Source organism: Pseudoalteromonas sp. OANN1 (assembly GCF_024124685.1).
Classification (GTDB): domain Bacteria; phylum Pseudomonadota; class Gammaproteobacteria; order Enterobacterales; family Alteromonadaceae; genus Pseudoalteromonas; species Pseudoalteromonas piscicida.
Genome location: NZ_JAMXSE010000026.1, coordinates 25,667 through 45,333, shown reverse-complemented (window position 1 = coordinate 45,333; position 19,667 = coordinate 25,667). Strand labels below are relative to the sequence as shown.

Here is a 19,667-nt window from a genome sequence, read left to right as displayed (position 1 = left end):
CAATTCCTTACTGTTTAATATTCGGTTCTTTCGCTAACATTTCTAGCAGCTTTTCTGCTAGTAATGTGTCTGAAAACGGGTTTTGCCCTGTAATTAGCTCTCTATCAACAACCACTTTTGGCTGCCATGCATTTGCAAACTGCATTTTTCCTCCAGCCTGAGACATAGCTGCTGCTGGGTAAAAGTTGAGCTTTTCGCCATTTAACGTGCTTTCAAATACTTGTTCTTCTGGGTTCGAAAATATCGTCATTTGATATCCGTCATAAATCCAGTTTTTCGCTTGAACAGGTGACGGTGTTGTTAAACTCTTATAATACGCTTTTGGTTCACTTTGTGCCGAAAGCAACGTAATCGGGCCATGGCAAATCGCGGCTGTTGGTTTATTCTCACGGTTAAAATGGCGCAAAATTTCACCCACCTGCGGATTATTCGCCAAATCAATTAACGGTGCGTGTCCGCCTGGAATAAATACCGCATCAAATTCGTCTAACCCCGCTGCAAGGATCTCGCTAAAACTTGCGGTATCATTAATATCTGGCAGGTTAGCAATAAATTTTTTGATGCTTTGTAATTTAGTCTCATCACCGCCAAAGTAATCAACCGTCACTGATTTTTGATCAACAGCAGGGGCATTGCCTTTTGGTGTTGCTAATACCAGTTTATATCCAGCATCCACCAACGCCTTTGCAGGTATACCGAACTCATTGAGGTAGTAACCTGTTTCTATTGTCTCACCACTGGCAAGTTCCATCGAGGTTTCGCTCGAAAGTAACACTAATACCTCACCTTCACTTGCATGAGCGCTAAGCGTAAGTGCTGCACCCAATAACGATGACACCCACACCAACGTATTCACTATACCCTTTTTCATCCCGGCTCCTCATACCAGTTCAATATCGACGAGTTTAGGCGATTTGCAGGCGCAGGAGAATTCGGATAAATTGGCAAGAGCAATCAGAATATTTATGGCTCAAGTGTTTTATGTCTCATCTCACCCAACTAAAAACCTTTGTGGAAGTATACCGCTGCAAAAATATCACCAAGGCTGCAGCTAATTTGGGGATGTCGCAGCCGGCTGTCACGGCACATATTCAAACCATGGAAGCAGTAGTAGGAAAAGCCCTGTTTGAACGCCAAGCAAGAGGCGTGAAGCCGACGCCAACGGCACATGACTTAGCGCTGCAGGTATCTGGTCATATCGATATTTTAGAGCAGAAGATCACCTCAATTAGAGCGCGCTCCAATGCGGTGTTTGGCACACTAAATATTGCTGGCCCCGCGGAGTATTTAAGCTTTGTCTCCGGTCCACAAATCGCCAACTTATTGCAAGCGGGCAACATTAACGTGGTACTTCATATTGGCAATAAAATTAACATTTTCGACGCACTAATAAACGACACCGCAGACATCGCCATTGCCGCCTCTGCGCCAGATCCCACAACCTTTGACTATCTCGTTCTAGACAAAGAGCAATTGTGGCTAGTGATGAACCGTTTAGAGGGCAGAGAAATTCAAGACAGCGATATTACCGCCGACTTACTCTCAAGCTATAATGTCGTCACGTACGATCAAGACTTACCTTTGGTTAGACAATACTTTGACCGTGTATTTAATGCGAGCTGCAACTCTAACGTCATCGCTATTTGTCCAGACATTAGAGCAATTGCTAACATTATTCGCTCTGGAATAGGTTACTCCGTCCTCCCCGATTATCTCTGCCGAGATCTCATAAAAGCAGGTGAACTGATCCAACTTGGCCCCGTAGGCCCTGAAAACAACATCTATTTGGTATGGAAAAAGGGCGCGTTAAAACACCCTCGCATTGCTTTTGCGAAAGATGTGATCTCCGCCTTTGCTAATATTAATTATCTTTCGAATTAAAAAGTTGTAAAAAAATTATTTTCCGCAGATTTCTGCTGAGAATTCCTGTTACTTTGCTGTAAATTAAAAGAGACGGGTTGGAACAACAATGGACTATCAAAGCCAATATCGTGACTTAACTATTTATTACGACGCACTAAAAAAAGCAACAAAGCAAAGTGAAGCGGTACCAGACACCACAGAAAAATGGCTGGCACTCGTAGAAACGACCTTATTTGAACTACAAGAGCTTGCCCATATGGAAAAAGCTTATATGCAAAAATCAAGAACGATGAATAACCTAATTGAGTTGGTGTACTCCAGTGCCCCAAGCATGGACTAGCAACTAAAGGTTATTGCTGTTGAGTTTTGCATTGACAAGAGTGCTACTACTAGCACTCTTTTTTTCGCTAGAAATAGAGTTAAAGTTTGAAAAGAAATTAGCAACTTAAGCTTTACGGCGCAGATAACCTGCGAAAAATCATAATATTATGTGTGCTGCTGATAGGCCTTCAATGTAGCAAATATCTCCTCAGACAGTTCTGCAAACACACCGTGGATCCGCTCAGATAGCGCTTTTACATTGTCGAAATCAGGGTCAGCAAGCATTAAAATTTCAAAGATTGACCACTCAGGCATAACCTCTTGATTCACCCATTTGATACCCTGTAACTTTGTCCAATATTCAATTTGAACATCCTTTGTTTGCCCAAGGAGCCAAAGTTCGAATTGCACCTCTTGATGGTTCAACACTACTGCCAATTTGAGTTTGTGTTTTTTAAGGTAATCGTTTTGTAGATAAAAGTATGTAAAGTCAATATATCCGTGTAACACGTTTGCGACTGTAAACTGGCCTTTATACTGCTTACTGAATTCAGCTCTGAGACTTTGAACAATAGAGACGAGATCCTTATAGGTTCTCTGCAGTTCGCCACTTGCAAATGCCATTTTATAGGCAAGAATTCGAGCACTAAGACTTTTATTAGACATGTTGTCCTCTGAGTTTTTTAGGCACATAGACAAAGTGACCCACACAGGAAGCTAGCTTTGCAAAGAGCCTAAGTCATCATTAATTGTCAAATATCATATCAAACTATCAAAGTCGAATGGTGCTTCATATACGCTAAGCTAGGGTGTAAGTAAAAGAAGCGGGCTGTTTTGAACTATTGGCATAACTATAGTGCTAAGTTATACTTAAGAAGTCAGACAAGAGGTGGATTTATGGCTGTTACTTCGGTGAAAAAAGCAAAAAATGTTCAAACATTTATACCTAAAATGAGCAACTTTGAAATAAGCGCTAAATACGAAGGTCTAAGTTTTAAACAAGAGAGCTTGAGCAGATCAATTGCTGATTTAAAAGCAAAATATGCGAGATAAATACGGCGTTGCTCAGGATAGTTATTGTTATACAAAATCTGACGTACTAGTTAATAAGCTTAATATTACAGATGCAAATGAGTTAGCGGAAGCTGAGCTAGCGTTTACCGCCTTTAGATATAGTAAATACTCTTCTAAAATCAAATCCCTCCACCAATTTAGTTTAAATCATTTACGACATCTCCACTGGTATTTATTTCAAGATGTATATGATTGGGCTGGTGAGATTAGAACTGTTGACATTTCCAAAGGGGAAACTCGGTTTTGTACTTGTTCACGAATCAATGTTGAAGTACAAAAGCAGTTCCAGCAAATTGAAACATTGGATATAAACGCAGCTAAACCAGAAATCTTAGCCCAGCTTGCAGATATCTACTGTGAATTAAATATTATTCATCCCTTTAGAGAGGGCAATGGTAGAACTCAACGTTTTTTCTTTGAAGAGCTACTATTTTTCTTAGGCTTTTCTGTCAATTGGCCAGACATATCAAAAGATGAATGGGTTCAAGCAAATATAGATGGCTATTACGGTAATTTAAATCCACTAAACACCATCCTAACACTCGCGACGAGATAGCTTACCCCATACGTTTAATGCCTTAATTGTAGCGAGTGCTAATCCACATACAGCACGATATGTTAACAGCCCTATTTTGGTGCTGACTCAAGATACCCAACTTGTAGCGGAGCATTTCTTCGAGCTATAAACCCGATATAAAGTACCGCGACACACAGCAACATAGGCACTGATTTTAAGTAAGCAAAATAGTCATAAAAAAAGGTTACTTCCCAGAACACCTTTGCGGTTTCTTCGTTTATACCTAAATGCTCCAGATTGCGCAGAAAGTTCTCCATTAACGCAAAAAAATCTATTAACGCTAAGGTCAAAACTAAGAAATGTAATGGCCCCTCCGCATAGTTTTTTTCAAACACAGAGGCACTTCTTCCTCGGGTAAGCAACACCGCAAAAGCCATCCGATGTTTTAGCAAAAAGAGTAATAAAAGGCTGAGCGAAAATTGAATGGTGAACGCACAGATATTCTTATGATATCCACTATCAAGAATTGGGAAAATAACATTTACCAGCGCATAAACAGCTACCGTTGAACACAAAAATACTACTACAAAGCAAAGCGTCAACAGCTGACTATTTTTGTCTTTGTAAGAGTAAAAGAACAAAACCAATAATAAGATAAATAAAGTAGATTCAAAAATAATTACGCCAAAAGCCGATCCCAAGATTAGCGTAAGAATACTGCCTTTGTCCTTCATATTGTCTGGATACAGTCGTGAGAGCGCTTCGGTATCATCTAAAATATCAGCGAGTTTGACTCTACATAAGTCAGCAAACTTCATTAACGTACCAAGCTTGAAGGAACTAACACCATTGAGATAGTTGTCTAGCGTTCGCATGCCAATCCCGAGGTGGCGGCATATATCTTCTCGTGACATCCCGCGTTTATGCTTGAGGCCCTTTATCAATAGCCCTATGCGCTGGCTTACTTCGTACTCTTCTGGCGTTTGCATCGACCTACCATTTCCTGAATCTAATAATTAATTATTGTTATTAAAAGTATGATAGCTGCTGGTGGCTCTTCTTACGTGCGAGCAATCCAATATACAACAGAGTGATGCACAATAGTGTCGGAAAAGCTTTTAGATACGCAAAGTGGTCAAAAAAGAACGTAACTTCCCAGAATATTTTAGCAGCTTCCTCATCCACACCTAGGCGCTCTAAATTACGAAGAAAGTTTTCCATCAATGCAAAGAAGTCTATAAACACTAACGTTATAGCTAAGAAATATAATGGCCCTTCCGCGTAATTTTTCTCGAATACCGAGGCTGATTTACCACGTGTGAAAAAAACTGAAAGTGACATTCGATACTTGAGCAGAAATAACAGCAGTAGGCTTGAGATTAACTGACCACCGTAGGCATAAATATTCTCGATGTAATAGCTTTCAACCACCGGAAAAACAATATTTTTTAAGTAAAATACCATTACTGCATCTAGTGAAAGCACAACAGCAAAAATCAAAGTTAGCGATAAGCTATTTTGATCTTCTTTACATAAATAAACTAAGACAAAAAGTAAAATACAGGTGATCGGCTCAAAAACTGTAGCACTTACTACCGTAGTCATTAGCAAGGCTAGAATACTCCCTTTGTCCTTCATATTGTCCGGATATAGTCGTGAGAGTGCTTCGGTATCATCTAAAATATCGGCAAGCTTGACTCTGCAGAGGTCAGCAAACTTCATTAACGTACCAAGCTTAAAAGAGCTAACGCCATTGAGGTAGTTGTCTAGCGTTCGCATGCCAATCCCGAGGTGGCGACATATATCTTCTCGAGACATCCCGCGTTTATGCTTAAGACCCTTTATTAATAGTCCTATGCGCTGGCTTACTTCGTACTCTTCTGGCGTTTGCATCAGCCCGCCACCTCCTTATCCCGTAATTTACTAATCAACTTATTACTACGCGCTTTGGGGCTGCTGCGTATTTCTTTTCCGCGCGAGTATTCCTGCATAGAGAAGTGCTATACTAAGCAACATCAGCGGGGCTTTAAGGTATTCATAATAATCATAGAAGAAGGTCAACTCCCAGAATATTTTTACCTTCTCTTCATCCATTCCTAATCGATCTAAATTGCGAATAAAATTCTCTATTAGCGCACAAAAATCAACAACGGCTAGGATCAGAGCAAGGAAGTAAAGTGGAGCTTCAACAAGGCTCTTCTCAAATACTTCGGAAGACCTTCCTCGCGTAATAAGCACCGCAAATTTCATTCTATATTTAATTAAAAAGAGCAAAAATAAACTTAGTGCCAAGTTTATTGAAAAAGCGTATACATTTTGAATGAAGTAATTAGCAGCAACGGGAAAAACAACGTATTTAAGCCAGTAACCAAATGCATTACTTAATGCATAGATCACTACAAAAATTGCGACCATGCATTGATTGTTTTTATCTTTGTATGAATAGCAAAGCAATATAATTAACAAAAACAAAGTGATTGATTCAAAAAGCATTGCCGTTGCAAGAGAACCAAAAAGCAGTGTAAGAATACTCCCTTTGTCCTTCATATTGTCTGGATACAGTCGTGAGAGCGCTTCGGTATCATCTAAAATATCGGCGAGTTTAACTCTGCAAAGATCGGCAAACTTCATTAACGTACCAAGCTTAAAAGAGCTAACACCATTGAGGTAGTTGTCTAACGTTCGCATGCCAATCCCGAGGTGGCGGCATATATCTTCTCGTGACATCCCGCGTTTATGCTTAAGACCCTTTATTAATAGCCCTATGCGCTGACTTACTTCGTACTCTTCTGGCGTTTGCATCGCCCCGTTTTTCCCTTTAATCAAAACACCAAATTAACCCAAACATTACATTTTGTTTAATATAAAGACAAGTAAATGTTCAGGGCAGTTTATGATTAAGCGGTTCATATCTTAGGATTGAGAGAAGCGAACAATATTGAATCGAAATTACAAACAAGGAAAATTAAAAATTCTTGTTCTTAAATAGTAAATTTCATCTCAGTTACAAATACTAAAACGCAGTATCACGACAAGTGAGGATACTGCGCTTCCTTGGGTTTAAGGTTGGCTTTGGATTGGTTGTCTTCTAGTCCGGACAATCAATCCAACGTATAAAAGTGCAACGCACAAGAAAATAGGTACTGCTTTGAGGTATTCAAAGTAATCATAAAAGAAAGTCCACTCCCAGAAAATCTTCGCCGTTTCCTCGTTTACGCCGATATGCTCAAGGTTACGGATAAAGTTTTCTAACAAAGCCATCAGGTCTACGAACACAAGAAACAAAACCAGTAAATAAAGTGGACCTTCAGCATAATTTTTCTCAAATACAGAAGCTGATTTGCCGCGTGTGAGTAATACAGCAACTGTCATTCTATGCTTGAGTAGAAAAAGCAAGATTAAACTCAATGATAGATTTATCAAGAAAGCATAAATGTTCTGATAAAACACATTAGGTTCTGCTGGTTTAATTACTGCATCTAACACATACATGGCAACTGAAGTTATTACAAACACGAAGGCAAAACAAAGCGTAAGCATCTGACTGTTATGATCATTTTTAGACATAAAAACTAAAATAATCAGAGCTATGGGTACTGCTAGCTCTATCAAAGAGGTATTAATAAAAGTAATCGATAGTGCAGCTGCAATACTCGTTAACAAAGCTAAATTAAACAAACTTTTCATGCACCTACCTCACTTTCAGGTTTTTCAGTTGCCTGTGGCTTGGCACCATCCCCTTTACCGTAACCCGTGCCACCATAGATTTGCTCACAAACCGAGCGACAAAGAGTTTTATATGTGGGCTTCTTTTGACTCGTTGGCAACATCAGGCTATATAAACTTTTCAAAATACACCTCAACAATTCGACTTTTCTAGTGATGAGGCTTCCCGTCGTTCTCCTGGCCCCCCTCCAGTGGTCATGCCTACGCCACCAGCAACTTGCTTACACAATGAGTGACTAAGGGCTATTTTTATTAGTTTTTTCTGTGCAGCCTTCATTGTTCTTTTCCTCACTTTTTTCTCCATACAGGCCAGAGAGCTTATCTGTATCTTCTAAAATATCTGATAACTTTACTTTACAGATTTCAGCAAACCGAAGCAATGTCCCAAGCTTAAAGGAGCTAGAGCCATTTAAATAGTTATCAAGGGTCCTGTCACCCACACCTAAACGCCGGCTAACCTCTTCTCGGGTCATCCCTTTTTTGCGCTTTAGCCCCCGTATCAGTCGGCCGATACGTTGGCTTACCTCGTATTCTTCTGGCGTCTGCATCGCCCCACCATATCTCTCAATCACCCCAACCAAGTTAACCAAAAGTTTACATCCAGTTAAATATAAAGACAAGTAGATGACAGTACTATTTTTAGGTGCATACTCGTAAAACAACCCAAAACAGAAACAAACTTATCATTACATTTGAATTTTTGGTATCAATTGATTTAAGCAACCCTCGCTAAACCTGCTTATTTGTTGTTTTGCAGACCATTAAAATCAATAATTAAAAAACACACAAACTTCTCTATTTTTATGGGAAAATCTTCACCTTATTGTGTAGGCGCAGCATTTGCTTTATTTAAAACCTGCTTACGACGCGCTGTTATTCCTGCGTATAAAACAAACATACAGAGCAGATAAGGCACGGCCTTAATATAAGCAAAGTAATCAAACATAAAGGTCAGCTCCCAAAATGGTTTGGCAACTTCTTCATCTATACCTAAATGCTCTAGGTTACGGATAAAGTTTTCCATCAATGCGGCAAAATCAATCAAAGCTAACGTACATGCGAGTGCATAAAGCGGCGCATCTACTTGGTTGTTCTCAAAAATACTGGCTGAATTCCCTTTGGTAAACCACGCACCTAAAAACATTCTGTATTTGATCATTAGCGCCAGCAGTAAACTCAGTAAAAGTTGAGTTGCAAAAGCATAGATATTTTCAATGTAATAGCTTTCAATAGCTGGGATCAATACAAATGTAAGCCAGTAAACAACGGCGATTTCCAACGAAAAAGCAAATATAAAAATTGCAACAATGCTTTGGCTATTCTTGTCATTACGCGCATAAAAAAATAACAAGATCAGTAGTGCAATGAAGATAACTTCAAATACTAAAACGCTGACAATAGAACTCATAAATAGTAAAAAGATATTGCCTTTGTCTTTAAAATTCTCAGGATACAAGCGCTTCAGCGCCTCGGTATCATCCAAAATATCAGCCAGCTTTACCTTGCAAAGATCCGCAAACTTTAACAATGTCCCAAGTTTAAATGAGCTCACTCCGTTTAAGTAATTGTCTAACGTGCGCGAGCCTATACCTAAACGTTTACAGACATCTTCTCGGGTCATACCTCTGGTACGCTTTAACCCAAGTATTAACCTACCTATCCGCTGGCTTACCTCATATTCCTCTGGCGTTTGCATCTGTCCACCATTGTTTTACGTTAGCTCCCTTGAAATTAACCCAAACATTACATTTAGTTAAATATAAAGACAAGCTTCTCTCGATAAATTGCAATGAAAAAACAATAAAACACTCAATACTTCACCAACTTTACGTAATTTGAAATATTTTTATCGTTTTTCACGCTTAACCGTTCTTTAAAGACAAACCTTATTGAGGATATGCCCTCATAGCCGTGAGTATTTATATAACCTGATAAGCTGTGAGTAATCCGCAGCCGGCGTATTAAAAAGATCGCTGGGTAAACCAGCTCCTACGCGGAGGTGTGTCGCAGGGTAAACCAGCTGCAATATTAAAAGGTGATTGTTATGCTTTACAAAAAAGTACAGTTGTTCTATTTTAATAAAAGTACAAGTGTTCTTTTTAGAGGTCAGGATGAAATTCAGCTACTTTAACGACAAAGACGGCTCACTTATTACCAAGATAAGTCGGGGTGTCACAGGGCTTATGTGCACGCTTGCGCCACCTATTACTGCGAGGTTAGGCCAGGTACTACTGATGAGTCCGCATGGTAAGCGTCAGTATCAGTTTAAAAATAAAAAACCCAATGGTGAGTTCAATATTCTTACCTCGCTTGGTCGCGTTCATGTAAACGTGTTTGGCCTTGGCCCGAAGACCGTCGTATTAAGTCATGGTTGGGCCGATAACAGCAGTTGCTTTGATACTTTGATCCCAGAACTCGTTGCAGCGGGATTTTGCGTTGTGGCGATTGATCATGTTGGTCATGGACAATCTCATGGTAAGCAAGCCCATTTGCTGGCTTTTGTTGAAGCACTGGATACCCTGATTGAGAAGCTAGAAGCCGATCGCCATGATATCGTGGCTTTGGTGGGGCATTCTATGGGCGCTGTGGCGCTGATGAACTTACCAGATTATCGCCTAGAAAATCGCGTGGTTATTAATGTTGCAACTCCCGTGCAGTTTTTTGAGCTGATGTTTGAGCGCGTCGCGCGAGCGGGCATTTCTGAAAAAATGCTACACCAAGTATTGGGCGCTATCACCACAAGATATGGCACGCATTGGCATTTGATCCGAGATAAATTCCACGACGGTGTACGTAAGTTTGAGCCGACATTTATTCACGATACCGAGGACCGATTTGCGCCATTTGAACACGTAGAGTCGCTTATCGCAGCCGCTCCTGAGCGTTTAATCCAAACCTCAGGCCTTGGACATCGCCGCATTTTAGGCGATACTGGCGTTATTCAACGTATTACTCAAAGAATAACTGCATAAGTGATGAATAAAGGCGAGAGAACGAGACAAACCATTTTAGAGCAAGGTATGCGCTTTAGTAGCCAATATGGCTTAATAGAGGTCACTATTGGTTCTATGGCCAAGCTTTGTGGCTTGTCTCGCAGCGGGCTTATCTCGCATTTTGACAGTAAAGAAGATATGCAGTTGGCGATCCTCGATTACTGTGAAGATCAATTTATGCTGCATGTCGTCGCACCGGCACGACACCAAGATCCCCTTGTACAACTCAAAATGCTCTTTTCTATTTGGGCCGACTGGACTCGTGAACTATTTAATGAGCCACATTCAACTTGCCCGTTTATCAAAGCGTTGGTTGAGTTTAATTGCCATACAGACAGCCCTATTCATACCAAAGTTACCGAGCAACATAACCGATTATTTAGCTATATTAAGCATAAAATCGTGCAAGGGATAGAAAGCGGTATTTTCCATCCTGAGCTTGATGCGCAGTGCGCGGCGTACGAGCTATACAACTTGTATCTAGGCCATGCGATAGCGAAAAATACGGTACTAACAGAACATGCCAGCGAGTTGTTTAAACGTAATATTGAGCACTTACTTGAAAGTTACCAAGCTGATCCAAAAACACGGAGCGTATCTGCATGATTGAAATAATCTCTACCCCAAACCCTGATATTGTTGAGCAGCTTACTGAGCTATACATCGCGACCTTTTCAGCGCCACCACGTAATGAAGAAATAGACCAAGCAGCCATTCGCGTGGTTATGGAAAAGGAAATCGAAGAAGGCGAAGTACGTGTTATTTTTGATGACTCAACAAAGCAACTTATAGGCAGTTTGTCGCTAGTGCCAATCGCGCATTTTAAAGATAAGGCGCGCTTTGATCTTACGTCAGGCCTATATATTTCGAACTTTATGGTTGATGCGAATATTCGCGGCAAAGGAGTTGGCAAGCAATTACTACAAGACACCTTAGCCGCTACTCGCCAACCTATCCACACTCGTTGTCGAGTAGATGCCTTAGCGGTAAATCATTTATTTCAGCGCCATGGTTTTAAATTGATTGCTAATTACACAACAATCATGAATAACTCGGTTGCGGCGCGTAATATCTACACCTATCAAGCTGAATAATCTGCGGATAATCCTTGGATTGTCATTGTTGATTATTACATTCACTCTTATACTTTGCCAAAGAGTCGTCGTGTAGAGTAATGAGATGCTAAGGTTTTTTTCGATTGAACACGGTGTAATTTCCGAAATGGAACCAAGCACCGACACCCCGATTGAAATAGCAATCAAAAACGCCCATTGGATAGATACTATTAATCCCACTGAGGAGGAGCGAGTTACTCTGGCAAACACGCTAAATATTACCCTTCCTGGTGCGGATGACGTAGAGGAAATCGAAGCCTCTTCGCGCTGTTTTATCGACAGCGAAGGTCTGCATGTACACGCTTTATTTATGTCTCCCAATGACGGGCGTTTTAATACGGTGACCGTGGCCTGCTTATTACAAAAGAACTGCTTATTAACCATTCGTGATGACGAGCTTGCGGATTTTAGGTTGCTGCGACTGCGTGCGCGTAAAGGGCAAGTGGCGTGCGATAACCCAAAACAGCTGTTAGTGACTTTGTTCGACCAAAAAGTCGAAAACCATGCGGACATGCTTGAGGATATGCACCACCAGCTTGAAAAGCTCAGTGCCTATGTGCTTGAGGAAGAAGACTCAGATCTAGAAGAAGCTGTTAGTCGTATTTCAAGGCTAGAAGATGCCAACGGTAAAGTGCGCTTATGTTTGATGGATACGCAGCGCAATATCTCGTTTTTAATGCGTCATGTGGGGGTGCAATCTGAGGAGCGAGAAACGCTACGGGAGGTTACACGAGATATCGAAACCTTAATGTCGCACTGCGCCTTTCTCTTCGATAAAGTGAATTTTTTGATGGATTCTACGCAGGGTTTTATCAATATCGAACAAAACCAAATTATTAAAACCTTCTCCATTGCCTCTGTCGTATTTTTGCCACCCACAGTGGTTGCCAGTGTGTATGGGATGAATTTTAATAATATGCCAGAGCTAAACTGGGCCTGGGGCTACCCTTTTGCCATTGCTATTATGCTGCTGTCTGGTTTTGCGCCTTATTTATTCTTTAAACACAAAGGTTGGCTGTGATCTTTGGTCAATCTAGAGGTGTAGCTTCATTTCCAGCAGGCAAGGTGTAAATCCCGCTTTTTCATAAGCACGGATTGCAGCGGCATTACTACTGTATACATCAAGGTAAAAGTCGTTGACGTTTTGGGTTTTACACCAAGCGATTAAGTGCTCCATGATCGCTTGATTCAAACCTCTACCACGATGCTCAGGTGTTACATACATAAACCCAAGATAACCATGCTGCGTGTGCTGTAGCTGCTGTTTAGATGCTCTTATCTGCACATACCCTGTCGCCACTATTTGCTCTGGCACTTCACCAACCACCACTAACGTATTCGAACAAGTGAGTAATTTTTCGAGATCATAGTATTTGGCGTCTTGCGATTTGATTGTTGGGTTAAACGGACGCTCCGCTTCGATCACTTGCTGTTCTAGGTCTAGAAGAGTGGTTAAGTCGTTGATGGTGGCTGGTCTAATTTTCATATTTTTTTCCTTAAAAAAAGCCACCTTAGCTTAACTAAGGTGGCAAAGCCACTATCTACAGTGTTAAAAATTGTCAGGGACTACATGAGTTAGCTAAGTATTAATGGTCGTGAGACTCCTCTGCTGCAATACCAAGCCATACTAGTTTTTCTGGTACGTAATCTAGTTCAAACGTGTCTACTAGTTTGGCTTCTTCTAAATCAAACTTTTTGATTTGTTTTGCAATTGGATCGCTCACATATACCGCTTGCTCTGAATGAGAGAATGTAATTTGGAAACCGTGACCTTCTGGCATCGTAGTTAAATCGGCATCGCTAACTTGTACTTCACCTGCTGCTTCAAAATGGTGCTCACCATCATGATCATGACCGGCAAAAATGCTGAGTTTACCTGCGGTATCCATCACCACAACATGTTCACCCGCAAAGCTAAATCCAAAGCTAGCAATGCGATAGTTATCACTTACTTGCCATTCAAGCTTCTCAATATGGCCATGCTCTGGGTCAACCATCAGCACATCATTACCTGCTGATGCGATAAACTGCTCTGCATCATGGTGGCCTTTAAGGGTGCCAATTCGCTGTCCGTCAGCAAAGTAATCTGGATTGGCTAGTTTTACTGCACTAAAGCTTTCGCCTTGCTGAGTGATAAGCGCAACACCGTCACCGCAACCAAATGCCACTGCTTCTTCATTTTGTGCGCTGCCGTGAAGTGCAGGACAGCTTACGTTAAATACCTGCTCTTGATGAAAATGGTCACCATGCGCATGATACAAACCAATTTGCGAGGGTAGAGAAGTTTCAGTTTGAGGGTCTCTGATCGTGCTAATTAGAAATTCGCCTCTAGCTTGCGCCGCACCGTGCATGTAAGTGTCGTAATGTAATGCAGCAACTTCGCTTTGCTCGCCGCTAATATGCGCTTCACTAAACATTGCAGCACTGGCATTTTGTTGGCTGTCTTTGTCACCATCAGAGAACACAGCAATACCAGACTCACCCACCGTAACGTGTGTTGGCTTCACTGACTCTAAATGGAACGAAGCAAGAGCTGGCGCCTCTTCATGAGTATGGTGATGGTCGCCGTGTTCTTCTTCATATAAGCCACCATCAATAAATTCCACTAAACCTTGGTCACGTTGTACCAAGACAGCAAAGCGGTGATTTTCAGAGCTATATACATATTTTGGATAGTGGGTAACGCCAATCGAGTCGATAAGTGATTTATCCGCCGTTGAGTACACATTCACAACGTTACTTTCAGCGCTAGTAACTAACAGACGACCATTTGCGTCTGCTATAGTATCTCCATGATCGTGATCATCATGACCATCGTCATCGTTGCCATTATCTTGGGCTGGCGGGTCTACTTTTACGATTGTGTGTTCAGTACCACCACATGCAGAAAGAAGAATTGCAGAAATGGCAACTGCCAAAAGTTTACCTTTTAATACCATGAGAGAGATCCTATTTTTATTTATGTTATACCATAACTTTAAATATGTTATCTTATAACAAAACTAAAAACAACACCTCGACTAATCACCTATTGACTATTTTACACACAAACCCAATAGTGAAGTATGAAATCCAATTGGCATTACCAGACAAAAGACACTCTCAAGATAACAAATGCCTTGATGTAACACCCAGACTATTTAAAAAGGACTACTTAATGGACTATTTGGTTGCTATCACTTTATTTGCTATTGCGTCTTCCGTAACGCCAGGGCCAAACAATATTATGGTAATGACGTCTGGTGTTAATTTTGGCTTAAAGAGGAGCATTCCGCTGTTAAGCGGTATTTGTGTGGGCTTTTCGATTATGCTTTTGCTGGTCGGCTTAGGTTTTGCGCGGCTATTTGAGCTATTTCCTAGTTTGCACTTTATTTTAAAGTGCATTGGCGTCATTTATCTTCTATATCTTGCTTACCTTGTCGCGATATCTTCACCCACAACTGATGCAGACTCAAACCCTCAACCTTTTTCGTTTTTAAAAGGCGCGCTATTTCAGTGGGTAAACGCAAAAGCATGGATTGTAGCAATAGGTGCTATTTCAACTTATACCTCCGCTGGCGCAGACTTTATGAGTCAAAATTTGATGATCACCATTGTCTTTCTGTTGGTGTCATTTCCTTGTGTTGGGATCTGGTTGGTGTTTGGTTCGTCGCTGAAACATGTATTAAAAAATGAGCAAAGCCTTAGATGGTTTAATTTTGTGATGGCTACATTACTTGTGCTTTCAGTAATGCCAATCGTGTTAGAGATCTTTGCAGGATAATCCCCTGCAAAGATTACCGTGTTATTGTTACTTGTTGTCCGCTTTTTACCGACGGGCAATCACCCACACTGCATGCACAATTCCTGGTATATAACCCAACAATGTAAGCAAAATATTTAACCAAAAAGCCCCGCCAAGACCGACTTGTAAGAATACACCAAGTGGTGGAAGCAGAATTGCAATGATGATCCTCAATAAATCCATTGTTCTCTCCTAAAAGTTATAGACGCTTTCATTCTGCATGGGTTATGCCAATTCAAAGGAATGCCTTTTGCATTAACCCAATAACAGTATAGGAGATAAAAAATGCCAGATTGGGTTAATCTTGATTTAGCACTCATTTGGTATCACTTTTACCAAATTGTTTTTGCGTTTTTACTTACATTACCTTTGGCTATTAATAGAGAAAGTAGTTCCGATAGCGCGGGGCTTAGAACGTTCCCATTAGTCGCTATTTCCTGTTGTGCTTTTATTTTAACAAGTATGGACGTCTTTGAATCACATGAAGCACAAGCAAGAGTAATGTACGGTGTCATTACTGGAATTGGCTTTATTGGTGGCGGCTCTATTGTGAAAAATGATAATTCCACACATGGTACAGCAACCGCAGCAGGTATTTGGTTAACCGGGGCAATAGGGATCTCAAGCGCATACCAACGATATGAAATCGCAATTGTATTAAGCGCGGTTGGGTTTTTGGTGTTTCGCCTACTAGAGCCTTATAAAAAACCTTCGAGCTCTCAATAGACTTACGTTGAACCTTTCGTTCTTTTGCTTGAGACTTGGCGCTTGAGCTCTAACTTTTCACCAAAGAAGTACTCGTAAGCTAAAATAGCGATAAAATAAAAGAATCCAAAAACGCTGATATCGATAAGCAATTTACCGAAGTCAAAGGGATCTTCGAATAAAAAATATTCAAAACCAGTAAGATAAAAAACTAATTTAGTCAAAAAAAGTGCGGGTAAAAGTGAAATAACAAATTTCAAATTAATGTCCTTTTAATTTGCCTGAGGTACTATCCGAAGTGCAGTTTACCTGCTTTCTTCCTAGATTGCACGCAATATACATTTTATTTCGATAGTTTACAAAGAGTTACTATCTTATTAGCTGAGCACTAAGCTCAGCTAATAACGAAACATCAAAACTTGATAATAGTTGAAACCGCTTCCTCGTTTGCCGTTTCAATAGACATTTTCAGTTCACGATTTTGCCAATCTATATCTATCAAGCCGTAGTTACTTCCCGATTTATTAATCAAATGGCGGTTAGATGTTGTTAACTTTGCGATGTCTTTGCTTATTGCACCAACTCGTCCGGTTGGAATACTGGCACCTGCTGGCGCACAGTTGCCCCACTCACCTTCGATGCCTTTTTGGTTATCATCCACTTGGGTATAACACCAAGGCTTATCGTTGTCTCGCGTGATACAACCTTGGTAGGTTACACCTGCATATTTGAACGGTAACTGACATGCTTTGGCAAAATTGCCATCCCCTTTGTCATCTGCGTAAATCGGTAACCTTAATGGGTTTTCGATATGATAAGGCCAGTTTTGACCAAACCCTGATGCGGTCACTTCGTAGACGTTAACTGCTTGACCATATGTGCTGCTTGCGGGAATAGTCTTTTGCAAAAGCTCTCCCCAATGCTGATCGCCAGACAAAAACACAACGGCCTTAGTCTTACCTTCGTTCACTGATTTCTGTACCAACCTAAGCAAACGCTCTCTTTGCGCTGGCATTTCAGCCCAAGACTCATAACTAGTGCCAGACATATTTGTTTCTTCTAATGACGCGATGGCAGCATTAAATGTTTTGCCGTCTCCATAAGCACAGTAGTTAGTTTTACTTCTGCCTTGATGCAGCGGAGGCAGTACTTGAATGCCGCTTGCAATGAGCTTGATTTCTGATGGTTTTTGTAACTCTTGCTCAAGCCATTGCCACTGCGCCTCTCCCAATATGGTGCTACTTTCACCTTCACACGCACCGTAACTTGAAAAGGTTGGAGAGCGGAAGTAACGGGCATCCAATGTGATCACATGTGTGGTTTCGCCCGAGCCACCCAGCATTTTGGCTTCGTAAATACCAGCTTGACCGTTTAGTCTTGGGTCAGCCTTATCAACATCAAAGTGGCGTAAGTATTCTTTCTGTGCGTTTACTCTCTGTGGATAATGTTTGCCTTCATTGTTCCAACCAAAATCGTGGTCATCCCAAGTCGCCATCACTGGGATCTTAGCCTCTAAAAACTTGCGATATTCACTATTGTTCTTTTTATCATCGTACTTCTGGCGCATCACTGCCATATCGGTGGTATCTGCGTAGATATTGTCCCCTAACCAAAGAAATAGGTCCGGTTGTTGACCAATTAGTTTAGCAAGCGCTTCGGGCATATCTCCTTTGGTTTTGAAACATGAGCCAAGTGCAACTCTATCTAATCGCTTACTTTGTAGGGGTTGAGTGTGAGCTAAAAGCGCTGGCGGCGCTTCTGGCTGGCATTCTTCCCAGCCGCCTTCTTCAACATAGCACCAAGGTGCGGTGTGATTTCGGGTTGTACAGCCATAATATTTTTCGCCTTGATACTCCGATGGCGTTTTACACGCTTTTCCAGTTACCGTTTTGAATTCTGGAATGGTTTCTGTTCTGACATGACCCCATGTTGCGCCTTCAATGCTTTGTTTTAAATAGCACCACTGCGAACCTGAATTATTTTTATCCGTCGTCCCTTGATACTGTGCGGCTAGATAGTTAAAAGTAGATTTACAAGACTCGTAGTGAACTTCAGGTTCTGCATTGGCGACGCTGCTCATGAGCATCAACACGGCTGGCGTGAGAGTATAAGTTTTCATCGTTTCCTCGGTATTTGAATGTTGGCATCCTTGCTAGTTTTCCTTGCGGGAACGGAGTCTAATTCGGCAATGTTAAATTTTAGTTTAATATTTATTTCAAGTTCACATTTGCTTCCGCATTCATGAAATAATACGAAAGTGGCTCAATTAATGAGTCATAACTAGGTCTTATGGCAAGTGGTTAATAAGCCAATCAATAAATACTTGGATCCGAGCTCTTTTTGGTGAATAGGGATCGAATAACACATAGCGTTGCCATACCACAGGGTGAGGGATATCAAAAAGCTGCACAATAAGTCCAGCTTGTTGAAAGTCTAAAAATAGCTCTTTGGAGACGATTGCAACACCTTGGCCTTTAAGCGCTGCACTCAGTGCCATGTCATTAGAAGAGACTCGAGTGTGTGGGCCTTTGGCACAAATACTTGAGCCGCATATCCCCTGAGACTCAAACCACTGCTCCCAGCTTACTTTGTCATCGTCGTGGTGAATAAGGTTGCATCTTGCTAAATCACTGGGAGACTTAATTTGCAGCGCTTCTTTGTAGCTTGGTGAACAAACAGGATAGTTGCTATCTTCCCCCAGATATAACTGCTCAAGTCCGGCGGGACACGCTAACTCTTTCTTAGTAGAAAACCGGATCGCGATATCAATATGATTTAAACGAATATCTTCAAAGCGATTAGAGCCAAGCACACGAATTTGGATGTCGTCATGAGCTTCGTAAAACGAGCTTAGGTTAGGCATTAGCCATAAAGAGCAAAAAGACTGGGTTGACGTTATGGTCAAGCTACCAGCCAATTCTTGCGTTTGAATTTGATTTAATCCCCCAATAATGCGCTTAAACGCACTTTGAGTAGACATTAACAACACTTCGCCGGCTTCAGTTAAGTGCATATTGCGGCCTTTTCTTACAAAAAGCTTAACTGCAAGTGCATTTTCCAGTTGCCGCATTTGTTGACTTACTGCCGCTTGCGTAATGTTCAATTCGAGTGCAGCTTGGGTGTAACTTTGGAGCCGAGCTGCACTCTCAAAACAGCGTAGTGCACTTAAATGCCTTAACCTCTTATCCATAAGCTCAACTTATATTAATTGTAATTAACTATCGTTGGTATCCTGCCATATTTTGATCCAAGATACAGTCATAAATTACTTAACCTGAACTCAGGTTACTCACTACGACGACAGGAGCAACAATGAATTATTGCAAACCAAAGCCAAAGTCACGGTTATTACACTGGTTAAATATAATCGGAGCCTATCTGAAGTTAGAACACACAGTGAAACATAAGTAGTTTCAATATGTGGGAACATAATCAAGTACAGTGGAGCCTGTTACAATTTTTGTTACACAAAAAGTCGACTAGCCCACCGCTACAAATCATTGATATTAATTAACATTTTAAATATTGATCGGATAGTAAACCTTTATCCACACTCTTTTTGCAACAAG

Annotated in this window: 24 protein-coding genes and 1 pseudogene; 10 read left to right on the top strand and 15 right to left on the bottom strand. The window is 41.0% G+C overall.

Annotated elements, in window-relative coordinates; genetic code table 11:
- Nucleotides 1–7 precede the first annotated feature (7 nt).
- On the bottom strand, nt 8–871 hold the full coding sequence (locus NH462_RS18855; RefSeq protein ID WP_253107207.1) for a type 1 glutamine amidotransferase domain-containing protein: 864 nt from the start codon (nt 869–871) through the stop codon (nt 8–10).
- A gap of 110 nt (nt 872–981) precedes the next feature.
- Here NH462_RS18855 and NH462_RS18850 point away from each other — a divergent pair, with 110 nt between their 5' ends.
- Both NH462_RS18850 and NH462_RS18845 read left to right on the top strand, forming a co-directional pair.
- Nucleotides 982–1,881 (top strand): LysR family transcriptional regulator, encoded by a 900-nt coding sequence (locus tag NH462_RS18850; RefSeq protein WP_010369842.1) that lies wholly within the window; start codon nt 982–984, stop codon nt 1,879–1,881.
- A gap of 88 nt (nt 1,882–1,969) precedes the next feature.
- On the top strand, nt 1,970–2,203 hold the full coding sequence (locus NH462_RS18845; protein WP_010369844.1) for a hypothetical protein: 234 nt from the start codon (nt 1,970–1,972) through the stop codon (nt 2,201–2,203).
- Nucleotides 2,204–2,349: 146 nt separating this feature from the next.
- On the opposite strand, the gene NH462_RS18840 is transcribed toward NH462_RS18845, so the two are convergent.
- Nucleotides 2,350–2,850 (bottom strand): hypothetical protein, encoded by a 501-nt coding sequence (locus tag NH462_RS18840; protein WP_253107205.1) that lies wholly within the window; start codon nt 2,848–2,850, stop codon nt 2,350–2,352.
- Nucleotides 2,851–3,081: 231 nt separating this feature from the next.
- On the opposite strand from NH462_RS18840, the gene NH462_RS18835 reads away from it, so the two are divergent.
- Complete coding sequence (locus NH462_RS18835) at nt 3,082–3,237, top strand: hypothetical protein (protein WP_171039512.1); 156 nt, start codon at nt 3,082–3,084, stop codon at nt 3,235–3,237.
- The gene (locus tag NH462_RS18830) at nt 3,227–3,814 is read left to right on the top strand and encodes a Fic family protein (protein ID WP_253107203.1); all 588 of its coding nucleotides are present in this window, start codon (nt 3,227–3,229) and stop codon (nt 3,812–3,814) included. The genes NH462_RS18835 and NH462_RS18830 overlap by 11 nt, the downstream gene beginning before the upstream one ends.
- A gap of 71 nt (nt 3,815–3,885) precedes the next feature.
- Here the strand turns inward: NH462_RS18830 and NH462_RS18825 are convergent, their stop codons facing one another.
- The 7 genes and pseudogenes from NH462_RS18825 to NH462_RS18795 all read right to left on the bottom strand — a co-directional run bounded on the left by NH462_RS18825 (nt 3,886) and on the right by NH462_RS18795 (nt 9,197).
- On the bottom strand, nt 3,886–4,764 hold the full coding sequence (locus NH462_RS18825; protein WP_253107201.1) for a helix-turn-helix transcriptional regulator: 879 nt from the start codon (nt 4,762–4,764) through the stop codon (nt 3,886–3,888).
- Nucleotides 4,765–4,804: 40 nt separating this feature from the next.
- Nucleotides 4,805–5,668 carry a helix-turn-helix transcriptional regulator gene (locus tag NH462_RS18820; protein WP_253107199.1) on the bottom strand — a complete coding sequence of 288 codons (864 nt, stop codon included), beginning with the start codon at nt 5,666–5,668 and terminating at the stop codon, nt 4,805–4,807.
- A gap of 45 nt (nt 5,669–5,713) precedes the next feature.
- Nucleotides 5,714–6,577: a helix-turn-helix transcriptional regulator gene (locus tag NH462_RS18815; protein WP_253107197.1), complete on the bottom strand. Its 864-nt coding sequence runs from the start codon at nt 6,575–6,577 to the stop codon at nt 5,714–5,716.
- 258 nt (nt 6,578–6,835) lie between these two features.
- Complete coding sequence (locus tag NH462_RS18810; RefSeq protein WP_045965562.1) at nt 6,836–7,462, bottom strand: hypothetical protein; 627 nt, start codon at nt 7,460–7,462, stop codon at nt 6,836–6,838.
- Nucleotides 7,459–7,626: a hypothetical protein gene (locus tag NH462_RS18805; protein ID WP_156150909.1), complete on the bottom strand. Its 168-nt coding sequence runs from the start codon at nt 7,624–7,626 to the stop codon at nt 7,459–7,461. The genes NH462_RS18810 and NH462_RS18805 overlap by 4 nt, the downstream gene beginning before the upstream one ends.
- Nucleotides 7,627–7,803: 177 nt before the next feature.
- A pseudogene (locus NH462_RS18800) lies at nt 7,804–8,049 on the bottom strand (helix-turn-helix transcriptional regulator); the annotation flags it as partial.
- A 272-nt stretch (nt 8,050–8,321) separates the two neighbouring features.
- Nucleotides 8,322–9,197: a helix-turn-helix transcriptional regulator gene (locus tag NH462_RS18795; protein WP_253107195.1), complete on the bottom strand. Its 876-nt coding sequence runs from the start codon at nt 9,195–9,197 to the stop codon at nt 8,322–8,324.
- A 415-nt stretch (nt 9,198–9,612) separates the two neighbouring features.
- Here NH462_RS18795 and NH462_RS18790 point away from each other — a divergent pair, with 415 nt between their 5' ends.
- The 4 genes from NH462_RS18790 to corA all read left to right on the top strand — a co-directional run bounded on the left by NH462_RS18790 (nt 9,613) and on the right by corA (nt 12,630).
- Nucleotides 9,613–10,473, top strand: a complete 861-nt coding sequence (locus NH462_RS18790) for an alpha/beta fold hydrolase (protein ID WP_253107193.1) — start codon at nt 9,613–9,615, stop codon at nt 10,471–10,473.
- A gap of 3 nt (nt 10,474–10,476) precedes the next feature.
- Nucleotides 10,477–11,100 (top strand): TetR/AcrR family transcriptional regulator, encoded by a 624-nt coding sequence (locus NH462_RS18785; protein ID WP_029215706.1) that lies wholly within the window; start codon nt 10,477–10,479, stop codon nt 11,098–11,100.
- Entirely contained in the window at nt 11,097–11,588 is a 492-nt protein-coding gene (locus NH462_RS18780; protein ID WP_253107191.1) for a GNAT family N-acetyltransferase, read from the top strand. The genes NH462_RS18785 and NH462_RS18780 overlap by 4 nt, the downstream gene beginning before the upstream one ends.
- Nucleotides 11,589–11,673: 85 nt before the next feature.
- On the top strand, nt 11,674–12,630 hold the full coding sequence (gene corA / locus NH462_RS18775; protein ID WP_253107189.1) for a magnesium/cobalt transporter CorA: 957 nt from the start codon (nt 11,674–11,676) through the stop codon (nt 12,628–12,630).
- A 12-nt stretch (nt 12,631–12,642) separates the two neighbouring features.
- Here corA and NH462_RS18770 read toward each other — a convergent pair whose 3' ends face one another.
- Together NH462_RS18770 and NH462_RS18765 are read right to left on the bottom strand one after the other, a co-directional pair.
- Nucleotides 12,643–13,095 carry a GNAT family N-acetyltransferase gene (locus tag NH462_RS18770; RefSeq protein WP_253107187.1) on the bottom strand — a complete coding sequence of 151 codons (453 nt, stop codon included), beginning with the start codon at nt 13,093–13,095 and terminating at the stop codon, nt 12,643–12,645.
- A gap of 100 nt (nt 13,096–13,195) precedes the next feature.
- Nucleotides 13,196–14,548: a hypothetical protein gene (locus tag NH462_RS18765; protein ID WP_253107184.1), complete on the bottom strand. Its 1,353-nt coding sequence runs from the start codon at nt 14,546–14,548 to the stop codon at nt 13,196–13,198.
- A gap of 218 nt (nt 14,549–14,766) precedes the next feature.
- Here NH462_RS18765 and NH462_RS18760 point away from each other — a divergent pair, with 218 nt between their 5' ends.
- Complete coding sequence (locus NH462_RS18760; protein WP_253107182.1) at nt 14,767–15,372, top strand: LysE family translocator; 606 nt, start codon at nt 14,767–14,769, stop codon at nt 15,370–15,372.
- Between the two features lie 45 nt (nt 15,373–15,417).
- Here NH462_RS18760 and NH462_RS18755 read toward each other — a convergent pair whose 3' ends face one another.
- Complete coding sequence (locus NH462_RS18755) at nt 15,418–15,576, bottom strand: YqaE/Pmp3 family membrane protein (protein WP_010369885.1); 159 nt, start codon at nt 15,574–15,576, stop codon at nt 15,418–15,420.
- A gap of 102 nt (nt 15,577–15,678) precedes the next feature.
- Between NH462_RS18755 and NH462_RS18750 the strand changes: the two genes are divergently transcribed.
- The gene (locus tag NH462_RS18750; RefSeq protein WP_253107180.1) at nt 15,679–16,119 is read left to right on the top strand and encodes an MgtC/SapB family protein; all 441 of its coding nucleotides are present in this window, start codon (nt 15,679–15,681) and stop codon (nt 16,117–16,119) included.
- Between the two features lie 2 nt (nt 16,120–16,121).
- Here NH462_RS18750 and NH462_RS18745 read toward each other — a convergent pair whose 3' ends face one another.
- The 3 genes from NH462_RS18745 to NH462_RS18735 form a co-directional block, all read right to left on the bottom strand.
- Nucleotides 16,122–16,358, bottom strand: coding sequence for a hypothetical protein (locus NH462_RS18745; RefSeq protein WP_253107178.1), 237 nt, complete (start codon nt 16,356–16,358; stop codon nt 16,122–16,124).
- A 152-nt stretch (nt 16,359–16,510) separates the two neighbouring features.
- On the bottom strand, nt 16,511–18,217 hold the full coding sequence (locus NH462_RS18740; RefSeq protein ID WP_253107170.1) for an alkaline phosphatase D family protein: 1,707 nt from the start codon (nt 18,215–18,217) through the stop codon (nt 16,511–16,513).
- Nucleotides 18,218–18,385: 168 nt separating this feature from the next.
- The gene (locus NH462_RS18735) at nt 18,386–19,288 is read right to left on the bottom strand and encodes a LysR substrate-binding domain-containing protein (protein WP_017217645.1); all 903 of its coding nucleotides are present in this window, start codon (nt 19,286–19,288) and stop codon (nt 18,386–18,388) included.
- Nucleotides 19,289–19,667 lie beyond the last annotated feature (379 nt).

Excerpts from the sequence above, each read along its gene's own strand:
- NH462_RS18845 (WP_010369844.1), top strand. The coding sequence starts at position 1,970 with ATGGACTATCAAAGCCAATATCGTGACTTAACTATTTATTACGACGCA.
- corA (WP_253107189.1), top strand. The coding sequence starts at position 11,674 with ATGCTAAGGTTTTTTTCGATTGAACACGGTGTAATTTCCGAAATGGAA.
- NH462_RS18855 (WP_253107207.1), bottom strand. The coding sequence starts at position 871 with ATGAAAAAGGGTATAGTGAATACGTTGGTGTGGGTGTCATCGTTATTG.
- NH462_RS18770 (WP_253107187.1), bottom strand. The coding sequence starts at position 13,095 with ATGAAAATTAGACCAGCCACCATCAACGACTTAACCACTCTTCTAGAC.
- NH462_RS18830 (WP_253107203.1), top strand. The coding sequence starts at position 3,227 with ATGCGAGATAAATACGGCGTTGCTCAGGATAGTTATTGTTATACAAAA.
- NH462_RS18815 (WP_253107197.1), bottom strand. The coding sequence starts at position 6,577 with ATGCAAACGCCAGAAGAGTACGAAGTAAGTCAGCGCATAGGGCTATTA.
- NH462_RS18755 (WP_010369885.1), bottom strand. The coding sequence starts at position 15,576 with ATGGATTTATTGAGGATCATCATTGCAATTCTGCTTCCACCACTTGGT.
- NH462_RS18810 (WP_045965562.1), bottom strand. The coding sequence starts at position 7,462 with ATGAAAAGTTTGTTTAATTTAGCTTTGTTAACGAGTATTGCAGCTGCA.
- NH462_RS18850 (WP_010369842.1), top strand. The coding sequence starts at position 982 with ATGTCTCATCTCACCCAACTAAAAACCTTTGTGGAAGTATACCGCTGC.
- NH462_RS18790 (WP_253107193.1), top strand. The coding sequence starts at position 9,613 with ATGAAATTCAGCTACTTTAACGACAAAGACGGCTCACTTATTACCAAG.
- NH462_RS18835 (WP_171039512.1), top strand. The coding sequence starts at position 3,082 with ATGGCTGTTACTTCGGTGAAAAAAGCAAAAAATGTTCAAACATTTATA.
- NH462_RS18735 (WP_017217645.1), bottom strand. The coding sequence starts at position 19,288 with ATGGATAAGAGGTTAAGGCATTTAAGTGCACTACGCTGTTTTGAGAGT.
- NH462_RS18825 (WP_253107201.1), bottom strand. The coding sequence starts at position 4,764 with ATGCAAACGCCAGAAGAGTACGAAGTAAGCCAGCGCATAGGGCTATTG.
- NH462_RS18780 (WP_253107191.1), top strand. The coding sequence starts at position 11,097 with ATGATTGAAATAATCTCTACCCCAAACCCTGATATTGTTGAGCAGCTT.
- NH462_RS18840 (WP_253107205.1), bottom strand. The coding sequence starts at position 2,850 with ATGTCTAATAAAAGTCTTAGTGCTCGAATTCTTGCCTATAAAATGGCA.
- NH462_RS18740 (WP_253107170.1), bottom strand. The coding sequence starts at position 18,217 with ATGAAAACTTATACTCTCACGCCAGCCGTGTTGATGCTCATGAGCAGC.
- NH462_RS18795 (WP_253107195.1), bottom strand. The coding sequence starts at position 9,197 with ATGCAAACGCCAGAGGAATATGAGGTAAGCCAGCGGATAGGTAGGTTA.
- NH462_RS18785 (WP_029215706.1), top strand. The coding sequence starts at position 10,477 with ATGAATAAAGGCGAGAGAACGAGACAAACCATTTTAGAGCAAGGTATG.
- NH462_RS18765 (WP_253107184.1), bottom strand. The coding sequence starts at position 14,548 with ATGGTATTAAAAGGTAAACTTTTGGCAGTTGCCATTTCTGCAATTCTT.
- NH462_RS18820 (WP_253107199.1), bottom strand. The coding sequence starts at position 5,668 with ATGCAAACGCCAGAAGAGTACGAAGTAAGCCAGCGCATAGGACTATTA.
- NH462_RS18760 (WP_253107182.1), top strand. The coding sequence starts at position 14,767 with ATGGACTATTTGGTTGCTATCACTTTATTTGCTATTGCGTCTTCCGTA.
- NH462_RS18750 (WP_253107180.1), top strand. The coding sequence starts at position 15,679 with ATGCCAGATTGGGTTAATCTTGATTTAGCACTCATTTGGTATCACTTT.